The sequence below is a fragment of the Rhodococcus sp. BP-349 genome (assembly GCF_019835845.1).
Classification (GTDB): domain Bacteria; phylum Actinomycetota; class Actinomycetes; order Mycobacteriales; family Mycobacteriaceae; genus Rhodococcoides.
The window spans coordinates 816,069-829,179 of the sequence record NZ_JABUDR010000003.1 but is presented as its reverse complement, the minus strand read 5'-3'; the positions used below and the strand labels follow the sequence as shown (position 1 = coordinate 829,179).

The following is a 13,111-nucleotide window of genomic DNA, read 5'->3' as shown; positions in this document are numbered from 1 at the left end:
CCACTCCACTCCCAGAGGAAACGACATGTCCAGTCCCACCACGGCTCGCGATGCCGAGCCCGGCATCATCGCCGAGGACCTCATCCTGCTCGACGCCGACCTCGGCTCGACGAAGGACGACGTCATCGCCCGCCTCGCTCGCGTCCTCACCGACGCGGGCCGTGCGTCCGATGCCGATGCCCTGCGCGACGCCGCCCTCGCCCGGGAAGCACAGTCCGCCACCGGCCTGCCCGGTGGCATCGCGATCCCGCACTGCCGGTCCGCTGCCGTCACCACGGCATCGCTGGGCTTCGCCCGGCTGAACCCGAAGGTCGAGTTCGGCGCACCCGACGGCGACGCGGACCTGGTCTTCCTCATCGCCGCACCGGACGGCGCAGGCGCGGAGCACATGAAGTTGTTGTCCTCGCTCGCTCGCGCACTGGTCAAGCCCGCGTTCGTGACATCGCTGCGCGAGGCCGCCACCCCCGCCGACGTCGTCGCACTGGTCGAGGGCGTTCTCGCCCCCCGACCTGCAACTTCCGGGGCTTCGAAGGCCGCTGCCCCCGTCACGACCACGAAGACCGCGCCTCCCGCTCCGACCGCCACGGCGGACGCTGCCAAGCACATCGTCGCGATCACCGCGTGCCCCACCGGCATCGCCCACACCTACATGGCTGCCGACTCCCTCAAGGACGCCGGCGACCGTGCGGGCGTCACCGTGCACGTCGAGACGCAGGGCTCGAGCGGCTCCACGGCGCTCGACCCGGCACTGATCGCCTCGGCCGAGGCCGTCATCTTCGCCACCGACGTGGGCGTCAAGGGCCGCGAGCGCTTCGCGGGCAAGCCCGTCATCGAGTCCGGCGTCAAGCGCGCGATCAACGAACCCGACAAGATGGTCGCCGAGGCTCTGCGCGCCGGCGGTGACCCGAGCGCCGCACGTGTGTCCGGCACCGCACCGGGAGCGTCGGCCGCCGCCGCGGCCGGTGGACTCGGCTTGGGCACACGCCTGCGCCAGATTCTGCTGACCGGCGTCAGCTACATGATTCCGTTCGTCGCGGCCGGCGGACTCCTCATCGCCCTCGGCTTCCTTCTCGGTGGATACGAGATCAAGGGTGTCGCCGAGGGAATCATGCAGAACAACAGCCTGACCAACCTCCCCGACGGTGGGCTCCGCATCTTCATCGGTGCGGTGCTGTTCCAGCTCGGTGGACTGGCGTTCGGCTTCCTCGTCCCCGCCCTGTCCGGTTACATCGCCTTCGCCATCGCGGACCGCCCCGGTATCGCTCCCGGTTTCACCGCCGGTGCCGTGGCCCTGTTCGTCGGCGCCGGCTTCATCGGTGGCCTCGTCGGTGGTCTCATCGCCGGCTTCGTGGCTCTGTGGATCAGCCGGATCGCGGTGCCGCCGTGGCTCCGTGGTCTGATGCCCGTCGTCATCATCCCGCTCGGTGCGACCCTCGTCGTCGGCGGTCTGATGTTCCTCGTGCTGGGCCGCCCGCTCGCCGCCATCACCACGGGCCTGACGAACTTCCTCAACGGCCTCTCGGGCTCGTCGGTCATCATCCTCGGCATCATCCTCGGCCTCATGATGTGCTTCGACCTCGGTGGACCGGTCAACAAGGCCGCCTACGCCTTCGCCACCGCGGGCCTCAGCGTCGACAACGAGGCATCGCTGCGCATCATGGCCGCCGTCATGGCCGCCGGTATGGTTCCTCCGCTCGCCATGGCTCTCTCGTCGACTCTGCGCCCGAAGCTCTACAGCGAAGCCGAGCGCGAGAACGGAAAGGCCGCATGGCTTCTCGGAGCTGCGTTCATCTCCGAAGGTGCAATCCCGTTCGCCGCGACCGACCCGCTGCGCGTCATCCCCTCGATGATGGCCGGTGGCGCCGTGACCGGTGCCCTGATCATGTCCTTCGGCACCACGCTCAGCGCGCCGCACGGCGGACTGCTGGTGTTCTTCGCGATGAACAACTTCTTCCTGTTCCTGCTGGCCCTGGCCATCGGCACCGTGGTCTCCGCGGCGCTCATCACCGCGGCCAAGCAGTTCGCCGGCAAGAAGCCTGCGGAGATCGTCGACGAGCCTGTTGCCGTCGCAGCCTGACACCCACGTCACCACCCCCACAGCTGGCAGTATCGACACCAGCACTCACCTGACGAAGAAGGAGATCACCACGATGCCCAGCACCACGGTCGCAGTCGGATCCGCCATCGGCCTGCACGCCCGTCCCGCCGCCGTCATCGCCGAGGCGGTCGCCGACTCCGGCGTCGACGTCACCCTCGAGGTGGAGGGCGAAGAAGCCGTCGACGGCGGCTCCGCGCTCATGATCATGACGCTGGGGGCCACCAAGGGCACCGAGGTCACGATCACCAGTGACGATCAGGCCACGCTCGACAAGGTCGCCGCTCTGGTCGCCTCGGACCTCGACGCCTGATCTTTCACGACCGACGACGGCCCCCACACAGTGTGGGGGCCGTCGTCGTCTGCGCTGCTGCGTCTACCGCGAGCGGAACAGTCGACGGACGAAGAACAGCGTCAGCACCACGACCACACCAACGGACGCCGCGGCGGCGATCAACGGAACGAGGATGGACCCGGTGGGTTCGGCAGGCGCCTCGGAGTCCGCGGTCCCGGTGACTTCCGGGACGGCCTCGATCGAGGCCGCCACGTCGCGCATCACGAGGACGGCGGGACGAGCTGCGGCGGTGTCCACACCCTGCTCGGACCCGAGCAGCACCTCGCTGTCCGAGGTGAACGCGATCGATTCCCCCTGCGGCTGCGGCGGGAGCGCGACGACGCGGGCGGGAGCCGACGCGAAGGCCGCGGCCACGTCACCGTCACGTACGGACCAGAGGTACAGATCGGTGTAGGTGCGCACGGCGGCCACCGACCCGTCGGCGCTCACGGCTCCCCCGGTGACCAGACGGCTGCCGTCCAGCAACGGCGGACCCCCGGATGTGGACGTCGTGGACGGCGCGAAGTCGGCCACGCGGCGCAGCGGAGTCGGGCCGGGGCTCGGAAGATCGGACACCGCCACGTCGGCGGTGTACACCGCGCCGGTGCCGAGGCCGTCCTTGGTGACGATCACAGGGCGGCCGTCCGGCCCGATGAGGAGCGCCTCGGCGTCGTGTGGACCGTCGGGATAGGTGAGCCGGTGGAGCTCACCGGCTCCGCCGGCCGCGGGATCCATCCGGGTGAGGGCCACCGCGTCGCGTCGACGATCGTTGTCACCGATGTCCGCGAGCCACAACGACCCCTCGAACGACGAGAGATCCTCGACGTCGTACGGATCCACCGGATTCGGAAGCCACTCCGCGACAGCACACTCGGAGTCGAGGCGCGCGACACGGTCGTCGGCGCCGCTGTCCCCGATGGCGTACGCCGTCCCGTCGAGCACCGTCATGCCCGAGAGTTCGGACAGTCCCGGATCGGTCGGCACACAGTACGGCTCCGCATCCGGTGGCTCGGTCTGCGCCGCCGCGGGAGACGCTGCCACGAGCGCCACCACGGCAGCGCCGAGCACCGGCGCGAAGCGACTGCTCACGCGCTGTGGGCGTAGCGAGTGAGAATCGAGGCCAGTGCCGTCGGCACCGTCGCGTCGATGCGCGTGCCGCCGCTCTCGTGGGTCGTGTTCGAGATCCGGCCGTCGGCATGGATGCGCGACACCAGATCGCCACGGTCGTAGGGCAGCAGCACGCTCACCGACACCTCGGGCGGGCGCACCAGCTCGCCGAGCCGCGTGCGCAGCTCCTCGATGCCCTCACCGGTCTTCGCGGACACGAAGACCGCACCTGGCAACAGGCCGCGCAGCTGGGTCAGCGTGACGGGATCCGCGGCGTCGATCTTGTTGACCACGATCAGCTCCTCGGGCGCCGCCGCGTTCTGCTCGCGGACGACCGAGACGATGACCTCTCGGACCGCTTCGATCTGCCCGATCGGAAGCGGATCGGACCCGTCCACCACGTGCAGCAGCAGGTCCGCGTCCGTCACCTCCTCGAGCGTGGAGCGGAACGCCTCGACCAACTGGGTCGGCAGGTGGCGGACGAAGCCGACGGTGTCGGTGAGCACGCACTCGCGCCCGTCTTCGAGCGTCGCCTTGCGCGTGGTCGGATCCAGGGTCGCGAACAGTGCGTTCTGCACCAGGACGCCGGACCCGGTCAGCGCGTTGAGCAGTGACGACTTTCCCGCGTTGGTGTAGCCGACGATGGCGATGGACGGAACGTTGCCCTGCAGCCGACGCTCACGCTTGGTGTCGCGGGCCTGCTTCATGCCTCGGATCTCGCGACGCAACTTCGCCATGCGCTCGCGAATGCGTCGACGGTCGGTCTCGATCTTCGTCTCGCCGGGACCACGCAGACCCACACCGCCGTTGCTGCCGGCGCGGCCACCCGCCTGACGCGACATGGACTCACCCCAGCCGCGCAGACGCGGGAGCATGTACTCCATCTGCGCCAGTGCGACCTGCGCCTTGCCCTCACGGGAGGAGGCGTGCTGAGCGAAGATGTCGAGGATCAGGGCGGTGCGGTCGATGACCTTCACCTTCACGATCTTCTCCAACGCCGTCAGCTGTGCAGGCGTCAGTTCACCGTCGCACACGACGGTGTCCGCGCCGGTCGCGATGACCACCTCGCGCAATTCCTTCGCCTTGCCGGAGCCGATGTAGGTGGAGGCGTCGGGTCGGTCGCGACGCTGCACCAGCCCCTCGAGCACCTCGGAACCCGCGGTCTCGGCCAGAGCCGCGAGTTCGGTCATGCTGGACTCCGCCTCTTCCGCGGAACCGCTGGTCCAGACACCGACGAGCACCACGCGCTCGAGCCGCAACTGGCGGTACTCGACCTCGGTGACATCGGTGAGCTCGGTGGAGAGTCCGGCCACGCGGCGCAGAGCGCTGCGATCGTCGAGCTGCATGTCGCCGGTGGACCACTCGGCGTCCTGCTCGAACCCGTCGCTGTGGGAGGGACCTGTCGTGTCGGCCCTGTCGGCCGCTGCATTCGTTGTCGTCATACGAGACCCATGATCCACGAGAACGCCCTGACGTGCACTGTCATTTACGCAACCGTGTCGCCGGGAATACCCGCACCCCGGCCGTCACGCTTCCAGCCCCGCCCACCAGGTCTCCGACAACTCCCCCGACGCCACCAGCACCGACGGCCCCCGCATCGACGCGGAACCGTTCGCCACGCGCACCGACACGACACCACCGGGCACGTGGACGGCCAGTTCACCGTCGCCGGACCCGTCGAAGCGCAGCGCGGCGACCGCGGCGGCGACGATGCCCGTGCCACATGATCTGGTCTCCCCCACGCCCCGCTCGTGGACGCGCATGCTCACCGCGCCGTCCTTCGGCACGGTGACGAACTCGATGTTGACCCCGTGCGGGTACACCGCACCGTCGAAGGCGGGCTGCGCCGTGAGGTCGAGGTCGCGGAGGGTCCCCGCATCGAGATCGGCGGACACGCAGGCCAGGTGCGGATTGCCGACGTCGACTCCGATGCCCGTGAAGGACCTGCCGTCGACCTCGGTGTCGGAGGTCTCGAAGACCCGAGGGGTGCCCATCTCGACCGTGACCACGGCGTCGGTGGCATCGTGCGAGTGCACGGTGACCGGCTTCCCGCCGGCACGCGATCCGACGACGAACTCGTCCGAGTCCACGAGACCGGCCGCACGAACGTAATGGGAGAACACCCGGACGCCGTTGCCGCACATCTCCGCGACGGACCCGTCGGCGTTGCGGTAGTCCATGAACCAGTCGGTGGCGCAGACGCCCTCGGGCAACGCGTCGAGCACACCGCGGTCGACGAGGGCACCGCTGCGGGCGACGCGCAGTATTCCGTCCGCTCCGAGCCCTGTGCGGCGGTCGCACAGCGTGGCCACGCGGTGTGCGCTCAGATCGAGGAGTGCGTCCGGATCCGGCAACACGACGAAATCGTTCTGGGTTCCGTGCCCCTTGGTGAACTGCATGGGATCAGTCTCCCACCGGCGCGGACGGTCGAGCGGTCAGCCGCTGACGGGTGATCTCGTACAGCCCGACGGCACCGGCGGACGGCGCTCCGAGGGAACTCGCCGCGCCGCCTGTCGGGATGGACACGACGACGTCGCAGGCCTCCCGCCACGCGGCGCTCATGCCCCGCGTCTCGTTGCCCACCACCAGCACCGTTCCTCCGGTGAAGTCGTGCTCGTGCGCTGCCACCGTGCCGGTCTCGTCGGTGCCGACGATCGTCATGTCCGTGCCCGTGAGCCGCAGCCTGTCCACCATCGCGCGGACCTGCTCCGGACCTCCCACCTGCCCCACGGGGAGTGCGAACAGGGACCCGGTGGTAGCGCGGACGCACGCGGGATCGAACGGATCCGCAGCATGCCCGCTGACCAGTAGGCCGGCGGCACCGAAAGCGTCCGAGGAACGGATCAGGGTGCCGAGATTGCCTGGCGACGTCGGCCGATCGAACGCGACCACGATCGGCGCCTCGCCCGGCGGAGTCCACTGATCGGGGTCCAGGAGCTCGGAGCGCGCGAGCAGCAGGACCTCGGGCGGTCGATCGGCGCGTTCGCCGAGCTCCGCCATCAACTCCGGTGCGACACCCACGACGGACACGCCCGCGGCTCGGCAGCGGTCCACGGTCGACGTGGCCCAGGACGACAGGGTGTCACCGGTTCGGTGGAGCACGGACTCGAGAGGCCACCCGTGATTCACGGCGAGCGTCACCGGCCGCACTCCCTGCACGAGGAAGACCCCCGCCCTGGTGCGCTTGCCGCGGGTGACGAGGTAGGACTGCCACTGCTGGAACCGTGCGTTCCGCGACAGGACGAGCGCATCGCTCATCGGTGTTCTCCCCTCGTGCGCAGTGCGGCGTCCCGCAGGTCCGATGCTCCCCCGCGCAGCCAGTGCACGCGGGGATCACGGCCGAACCAGGACCGTTGGCGGCGAACATAGCGCCGGGTACCGACGAAGGTCGCCTCCCGCGCCGCCGCCTCGTCGATCTCGCCGTCCAGCAGTTGCAACACCTGCGCGTAGCCGATCGCTCTCGGGGCGGTGACCCCCTCGCGCAGGCCCTGTCCCACGAGGGTCTCGACCTCGGCGACGAACCCCTCGGCGAACATCGCGTCGGTGCGTGCCGCGATGCGCGCGTCGAGCTCCTCGGTGTCACGGTCGATGCCCAGGATGACGGTGTCCCAACGCGGCTCGCCGATGGTGGGCGCCGACGCGGCGAACGGCTTCCCGGTGAGTCGGCCCACCTCGAGCGCGCGGACGATGCGTCGACCGTCGGTCGGCAGGATCGACGCCGCGGCCGCCGGATCGGACTCCGCGAGTGCGCGGTGCAGGGCCGCGACCCCCTCGGCGGCGAGCCTGGCCTCGAGTTCGGCCCGCACCGCGGCATCGGTGGCCGGAAACTGCCAGCGGTCCAGCAGAGCCTGGACGTACATCATCGATCCACCGACGACGACGGGCACGACGGACCGCTCGAGCAGCTCCTCGATCTCCCGCACGGCGGCGTCCTGGTACGCCGCCACCGTCGCCGTCTCCGTGACGTCCAGGACGTCGAGTCGGTGGTGCGGGATGCCGCGACGCTCCGCCACCGGCGTCTTCGCCGTACCGATGTCCATGCCGCGGTACTGCTGCATCGCGTCGATGTTCACGATGTGCCCGCCGAGGTGTTCGGCGAGATCGAGCGCGAGGGCCGACTTGCCCGTGGCGGTGGGTCCGATCACCGCGACCGGTGTCGGCGTCGTCACAGTGACCACGAGGCGACGTGGTATCCGACTCCGTAGGGGGCACCACGAAAGAGACTGTGTGGCACCACTCGTGTGGGTCCGATCAGCGCGGCCGCGACCTGCCACGCCACGCGCCCGTCGACACCGAGGGCGTCGCAGAGTGCGGGGTCCAGCGATGCCAGCGCATCGACGTCGGCTCTGCCGAGCGCGTCGTCGATCGAGTGCTGCACCGACTCGGCGCGCTCGTCGAACGCACCGGGCGCCTTGTCGGTCAGCGTCGTCGCCCCGTCGCCGACGACGAGCAACCCCACCGGCCCGGGCGTGGCGTCGACGCGGGTCCGCAGGTCGAGCGCCACGGCCGCCACGTCGTGGACACTCGCGTTCCGAGCGACGAGCTGTACGGGGACCGACCACTGCGGCACCGACTGCCCGCGGAGCAGCCCGACGGTCAGCGCGGCCAACTCCATCGCACGATCGATCGGCCCGCGATCCGGGGCGAGACCGACCACGACATCGGCACCGAACCCCACGTACGTACCCGCGGCGGCACCGTCGATCCAGGTCGTGGACGCACCGACACCGACCCCGATCCAGCTCCGACAGGACTGCCCGAGGTCGTCGCACGCCTCGCGCACGGCCGATCGCAGATCGTCCAGTTCGCCTGCGGCGGCACCGGCGAGCTCCGCGAGCAACAACGGAGGCGACGGGACGAAGACGAGGGCGGACAGCACGGACGCCACGGTAGTCGACCGTTCGAGTGCGTCCATTTTTCCGCGCGTCCCTCGGGGTTTGCATGGTCGCCGACGCGAGGAAGGGGTTGAATGGGCCGGGAACGACCGGGCAGAGAATTACGTAGCGCCAGGCAGCCGTGACGCGCGGCAGAGACGGAGAGAACCATGACCGAGCACGAGACGACCGAGAACGCCCCCGCCGAGGCTCAGGCGAGCACCACCCCGCCCCGGCCCGGACCCCGACCGGGCCCTCGGCCCGGCGGCGCACCGCGCCCGGCGCCGACCCGACCCAGTGCCCCGGCCGATCCGTCCGCACCGCAGTCGTCCACACCCCCGGTCGACGGGGAGTCGCACCCGACGCCGCATCCGGCCGCGCACCACGTGCCGTCGACCCCCGCCGTCGTCCCTGTCGTCACCGACCCGTCCCGCTGGGGCCGGGTCGACGAGGACGGCTCGGCGTGGGTCCGCACCGCGGACGGAGAGCGGCAGGTCGGTTCCTGGCAGGCCGGCGACGCGGCCGAGGGCCTCGCACACTTCGGGCGCCGCTTCGACGATCTCGCGACCGAGGTCGCACTCCTGGAGGCGCGGCTCGCCTCCGGCGCCGGCGACGCCAAGAAGACGAAGAGCGCCGCCGTCGCGCTCGCCGAGACCCTGCCCACCGCTGCCGTGATCGGCGACACCGAGGCACTGGCGACCCGTCTGCAGGCCGTCATCGAGCACTCCGACGAGGTCGCCGCCGAGCATCGCAAGCGCAAGGACTCGGAGCGGACGGAGTCGACCGCACGCAAGGAGGCGCTGGCTGCCGAGGCCGAGACGATCGGCAGCGAATCCACGCAGTGGAAGGCGGCGGGTGACCGTCTGCGCGTCATTCTCGAGGAGTGGAAGACCATTCGCGGCGTCGACCGCAAGGTGGACGACGCCCTCTGGAAGCGCTACTCCAAGGCACGTGAGGCGTTCAACCGCCGCCGCGGCGCGCACTTCGCCGATCTCGACCGCGAACGCGGCGCCGCCAAGGTGCGCAAGGAGGAGCTGGTCGCCAAGGCCGAGGAACTGTCGTCGTCCACCGACTGGGTGGGCACCGCGCAGGTGTTCCGCGATCTGCTGACCGAGTGGAAGGCCGCGGGCCGGGCTCCACGCGACGCCGACGACTCGCTGTGGCAGAAGTTCAAGGGTGCCCAGGACGTGTTCTTCGAGGCGCGCAACGCCGCGCAGTCCGAGCAGAACGCAGAGTTCGAGCAGAACGCCGAGGCCAAGGAGCGGTTGCTCGCGGAGTCCGGTCACATCGACCCGTCCAAGGACATGGACGCAGCCAAGGCGGCTCTGCGCACCCTGCAGGACAAGTGGGACGCCATCGGCAAGGTCCCGCGCGAGAAGATGCACGATCTCGAGGGCAAGCTCCGCGCGATCGAGAAGCGGGTCCGCGACGCCGCCGATTCCGAGTGGCGACGCACCGATCCCGAGGCGATGGCGCGCGCGGCTCAGTTCCGCGAACGGGTCGCGCAGTTCGAGGAGCAGGCCCAGAAGGCCGAGGTCGCGGGCAAGGCCAAGGACGCCGAGAAGGCCCGTGCGCAGGCACAGCAGTGGCGCGAGTGGGCCGATGCCGCCGACAGCGCCGTCGGCGGTCTGTGACTTCGGGCGGTCTGTGACTTCGGGCGGTCTGCGAGTTCGGGGATCAGCTGTCGCGGCGCCGGGACGTGTCCAGCACGTTCTCGCGCCGCGCCTCGTCCATCACGGCCGCGTCCCGGCGGGCGGCGGCGGCCGCCCACTGAGCGTTGGAGCGGTTCCACACCACCTTGAACCAGTGGAACGCCAGCACGACCACGAGCACCCAGCCGAGGACCAGGCCGAGACCGGGGCCGGCCCCGGTGAGACCGACCGGAACTGTCTGACGTGACCAGATGGCCAGGATGCCGAGCACCGTCGCCACGCCGGACCCGTAGAGCGCGACCCAGGCCAGCGCCCAGCGTTGAGTGACCAGGGCGAGGGCCGAGAAGCCGACCGCGAACACGAGGGTCAGCCACACGAAGATGCGTGACGGCAGTGCCACCGACTCCGCCACCGCGTCCTCGTCGTGCACGAGCACGTCCCACGCGTTGGCCGAACCCGTATGCGGCAGTGCGAAACTGAGCAGCAGCAACAACACGACCACCGCCACGACGACGGCGCGGACCCCCGGGTCGATTCGCCCCGAGATCTGCTTCTCGGCGGCCGCCGGGTCTGATCCGGTCGTCGGCTCGGTACTCACAGTGCACATCCCATCGTCGTGACCGGCTCGGGCGCCGGGGCGCCGACGGACGGCAACCCCAACCCGACACCGACCGGTGCGGTCCGGGGCATCGTGCCCCGCTCGTGTCGGTCGCCGGCCGTGGTGCGCCGGTGCGAGCGCACCGGGACGTCGGCGACCAGGTGGTACGGCTTCGCGTCGGTCACTGTGGTGACGACGACGTCGCCGGGCCGGACGGCTCGGTCGATCGCACCCGTCGGGGTGAAGTGCACGAGTCGACCGTCGCGGGTGCGGCCACTCATCCGCTCGGTGGCCGCGTTCTTGCGTCCGGCACCGTCTGCGACGAGCAATTCGACCTCGGAGCCCACGACGCGGCGGTTCTCCTCGTGAGAGATCTCCTCCTGCAGAGCGGCGAGCCGTTCGTACCGCTCCTGCACCACGGCCTTGGGCACCTGGTCCGCCATGTCCGCGGCCGGCGTTCCCGGTCGCTTGGAGTACTGGAACGTGTAGGCGCTGCTGAAGCGCGCGCGGCGCACGACGTCGAGGGTCTCCTGGAAGTCCTCCTCGGTCTCGCCGGGGAACCCCACGATGATGTCCGTCGTCAACGACGCGTGCGGGATGGCAGCGCGCACCCGGTCGATGATGCCGAGGAACTTCTCCTTGCGGTACGAACGGCGCATGGCACGCAGTACCCGGTCCGATCCGGACTGCAGAGGCATGTGCAGCGTCGGGCACACGTTGGGCGTCGACGCCATCGCCTCGATGACGTCGTCGGTGAACTCGGCGGGATGCGGCGAGGTGAACCGGACGCGCTCGAGCCCGTCGATCTCCCCGCACGCACGCAGGAGGGACGCGAACGCACCCCGGTCACGGGGCTGCTCGGGATCGGCGAACGAGGCGCCGTACGCGTTGACGTTCTGTCCGAGCAGCGTCACCTCGAGTACGCCCTCGTCGACCAGTGCCTGCACCTCGGCGAGGATGTCGCCCGGCCTGCGGTCGACCTCCTTGCCGCGCAGAGCGGGCACGATGCAGAAGGTGCAGGTGTTGTTGCACCCCACCGAGATGGACACCCACCCGGAGTAGGCGGAGTCGCGCTTGGCAGGGAGAGTCGAGGGGAACGCGTCCAGCGACTCGAGGATCTCGACCTCGGCGCGCTGATAGTGGCGCGCCCGGTCGAGCAGCGCCGGCAGGGACCCGATGTTGTGAGTACCGAACACCACGTCCACCCACGGCGCCTTGGTGACCACGACGTCGCGGTCCTTCTGCGCGAGGCACCCGCCGACGGCGATCTGCATGTCGGGGTTCTCGTCCTTCGCCGGCCGGAGCTGGCCGAGGTTGCCGTACAACTTGTTGTCGGCGTTCTCGCGTACCGCGCAGGTGTTGAAGACGACGAGATCGGGGGACGAACCCGAGTCGGCCTTCTCGTAGCCGGCCTCCTCGAGAAGGCCGGACAGTCGTTCGGAATCGTGCACGTTCATCTGGCAGCCGTAGGTGCGCACCTCGTAGGTGCGCGCAGTCCCGGACCGCGCAGGCAGAGTCTGGGTGTCGATCGTGTCCACCCCTCCAGGGTACGGCGGCGCTCGTACCCGACCCACCGAGCGGTCCGAGTAAAGTTTCCATTACATATACGCGGTCCCCGCACCAAAACGAGCAGTGGCGGAGGAAACTACCTCTAGGGTCATCGCCATGACCCACCCTGACGGCGAGCGCGCACACAGCTCGCCCACAGCATCGTCTGCCCCCATGATCGCGATGCACGGCGTTCAGAAACATTTCGGTGATCTGCACGTCCTCAAGGACATCGAACTCGACGTTCCCAGCGGCCAGGTCGTCATCGTCCTCGGCCCGTCCGGGTCGGGTAAATCGACGTTGTGCCGCACGATCAACCGACTCGAGCCCGTCGACGAGGGAACCATCGAGGTCGACGGCAAGGCGCTTCCCTCCGAGGGCAAGTCGCTCGCCGCGCTCCGCGCGGACGTCGGCATGGTCTTCCAGTCCTTCAACCTCTTCGCGCACAAGACGATTCGCGAGAACGTCATGCTCGGGCCGACCAAGGTCCGCAAGATGAAGAAGGACGAGGCGGAGAAGACCGCGCAGCGTCTGCTCGAACGCGTCGGCATCGCCAACCAGGCCGACAAGTACCCGGCGCAGCTCTCCGGCGGCCAGCAGCAACGTGTCGCCATCGCCCGCGCACTCGCGATGAACCCGAAGGTCATGCTCTTCGACGAGCCGACCTCCGCGCTCGATCCCGAGATGGTCAACGAGGTGCTCGACGTGATGACGTCGCTGGCCAAGGAGGGCATGACCATGGTGGTCGTGACCCACGAGATGGGCTTCGCCCGCCGCGCCGGTGACCGCGTCATCTTCATGGCCGACGGCCAGATCGTCGAGGACACCGACCCCGAGACCTTCTTCACCACACCGAAATCCGATCGCGCCAAGGACTTCCTCGGCAAGATCCTGAGTCACTGA

Annotated in this window: 12 protein-coding genes; 4 read left to right on the top strand and 8 right to left on the bottom strand. The window is 69.7% G+C overall.

Features of this window, described 5'->3' with window-relative positions; genetic code table 11:
- The first annotated feature begins 25 nt into the window (after nucleotides 1-25).
- Nucleotides 26-2,077, top strand: a complete 2,052-nt coding sequence (locus tag HQ325_RS20260) for a fructose-specific PTS transporter subunit EIIC (protein WP_222632048.1) — start codon at nucleotides 26-28, stop codon at nucleotides 2,075-2,077.
- Nucleotides 2,078-2,150: 73 nt separating this feature from the next.
- The gene (locus HQ325_RS20255) at nucleotides 2,151-2,408 is read left to right on the top strand and encodes an HPr family phosphocarrier protein (RefSeq protein ID WP_222632047.1); all 258 of its coding nucleotides are present in this window, start codon (nucleotides 2,151-2,153) and stop codon (nucleotides 2,406-2,408) included.
- 63 nt (nucleotides 2,409-2,471) lie between these two features.
- Here HQ325_RS20255 and HQ325_RS20250 read toward each other — a convergent pair whose 3' ends face one another.
- From HQ325_RS20250 to HQ325_RS20225, 6 genes are all read right to left on the bottom strand, one after another.
- Entirely contained in the window at nucleotides 2,472-3,518 is a 1,047-nt protein-coding gene (locus HQ325_RS20250; RefSeq protein ID WP_261778558.1) for a hypothetical protein, read from the bottom strand.
- Nucleotides 3,515-4,978 (bottom strand): GTPase HflX, encoded by a 1,464-nt coding sequence (gene hflX / locus HQ325_RS20245; protein ID WP_222632045.1) that lies wholly within the window; start codon nucleotides 4,976-4,978, stop codon nucleotides 3,515-3,517. Before hflX ends, HQ325_RS20250 begins: the two co-directional genes overlap by 4 nt.
- Nucleotides 4,979-5,062: 84 nt before the next feature.
- Nucleotides 5,063-5,935 carry a diaminopimelate epimerase gene (gene dapF, locus HQ325_RS20240; RefSeq protein ID WP_222632043.1) on the bottom strand — a complete coding sequence of 291 codons (873 nt, stop codon included), beginning with the start codon at nucleotides 5,933-5,935 and terminating at the stop codon, nucleotides 5,063-5,065.
- 4 nt (nucleotides 5,936-5,939) lie between these two features.
- Complete coding sequence (locus HQ325_RS20235; protein ID WP_222632041.1) at nucleotides 5,940-6,794, bottom strand: RNA methyltransferase; 855 nt, start codon at nucleotides 6,792-6,794, stop codon at nucleotides 5,940-5,942.
- Nucleotides 6,791-7,705: a tRNA (adenosine(37)-N6)-dimethylallyltransferase MiaA gene (miaA, locus tag HQ325_RS20230; protein WP_222632639.1), complete on the bottom strand. Its 915-nt coding sequence runs from the start codon at nucleotides 7,703-7,705 to the stop codon at nucleotides 6,791-6,793. The genes HQ325_RS20235 and miaA overlap by 4 nt, the downstream gene beginning before the upstream one ends.
- On the bottom strand, nucleotides 7,702-8,451 hold the full coding sequence (locus HQ325_RS20225; protein ID WP_222632039.1) for a hypothetical protein: 750 nt from the start codon (nucleotides 8,449-8,451) through the stop codon (nucleotides 7,702-7,704). Before HQ325_RS20225 ends, miaA begins: the two co-directional genes overlap by 4 nt.
- Before the next feature lie 129 nt (nucleotides 8,452-8,580).
- Here HQ325_RS20225 and HQ325_RS20220 point away from each other — a divergent pair, with 129 nt between their 5' ends.
- Nucleotides 8,581-10,044, top strand: a complete 1,464-nt coding sequence (locus HQ325_RS20220; RefSeq protein ID WP_222632037.1) for a DUF349 domain-containing protein — start codon at nucleotides 8,581-8,583, stop codon at nucleotides 10,042-10,044.
- A gap of 43 nt (nucleotides 10,045-10,087) precedes the next feature.
- Here HQ325_RS20220 and HQ325_RS20215 read toward each other — a convergent pair whose 3' ends face one another.
- Both HQ325_RS20215 and miaB read right to left on the bottom strand, forming a co-directional pair.
- A complete protein-coding gene (locus HQ325_RS20215) occupies nucleotides 10,088-10,669 on the bottom strand; it encodes a hypothetical protein (protein WP_222632035.1) in 582 nt (193 codons plus the stop codon).
- Nucleotides 10,657-12,198, bottom strand: coding sequence for a tRNA (N6-isopentenyl adenosine(37)-C2)-methylthiotransferase MiaB (gene miaB / locus HQ325_RS20210; protein ID WP_222632033.1), 1,542 nt, complete (start codon nucleotides 12,196-12,198; stop codon nucleotides 10,657-10,659). The genes HQ325_RS20215 and miaB overlap by 13 nt, the downstream gene beginning before the upstream one ends.
- 184 nt (nucleotides 12,199-12,382) lie before the next feature.
- On the opposite strand from miaB, the gene gluA reads away from it, so the two are divergent.
- Nucleotides 12,383-13,111: a glutamate ABC transporter ATP-binding protein GluA gene (gene gluA / locus HQ325_RS20205; RefSeq protein ID WP_027505130.1), complete on the top strand. Its 729-nt coding sequence runs from the start codon at nucleotides 12,383-12,385 to the stop codon at nucleotides 13,109-13,111.

Bases quoted from the DNA above. Each gene is read 5' to 3' on its own strand.
- HQ325_RS20225 (WP_222632039.1), bottom strand. From the start codon at position 8,451: ATGGACGCACTCGAACGGTCGACTACCGTGGCGTCCGTGCTGTCCGCC.
- dapF (WP_222632043.1), bottom strand. From the start codon at position 5,935: ATGCAGTTCACCAAGGGGCACGGAACCCAGAACGATTTCGTCGTGTTG.
- HQ325_RS20260 (WP_222632048.1), top strand. From the start codon at position 26: ATGTCCAGTCCCACCACGGCTCGCGATGCCGAGCCCGGCATCATCGCC.
- HQ325_RS20255 (WP_222632047.1), top strand. From the start codon at position 2,151: ATGCCCAGCACCACGGTCGCAGTCGGATCCGCCATCGGCCTGCACGCC.
- HQ325_RS20215 (WP_222632035.1), bottom strand. From the start codon at position 10,669: ATGTGCACTGTGAGTACCGAGCCGACGACCGGATCAGACCCGGCGGCC.
- HQ325_RS20235 (WP_222632041.1), bottom strand. From the start codon at position 6,794: ATGAGCGATGCGCTCGTCCTGTCGCGGAACGCACGGTTCCAGCAGTGG.
- gluA (WP_027505130.1), top strand. From the start codon at position 12,383: ATGATCGCGATGCACGGCGTTCAGAAACATTTCGGTGATCTGCACGTC.
- hflX (WP_222632045.1), bottom strand. From the start codon at position 4,978: ATGACGACAACGAATGCAGCGGCCGACAGGGCCGACACGACAGGTCCC.
- HQ325_RS20220 (WP_222632037.1), top strand. From the start codon at position 8,581: ATGACCGAGCACGAGACGACCGAGAACGCCCCCGCCGAGGCTCAGGCG.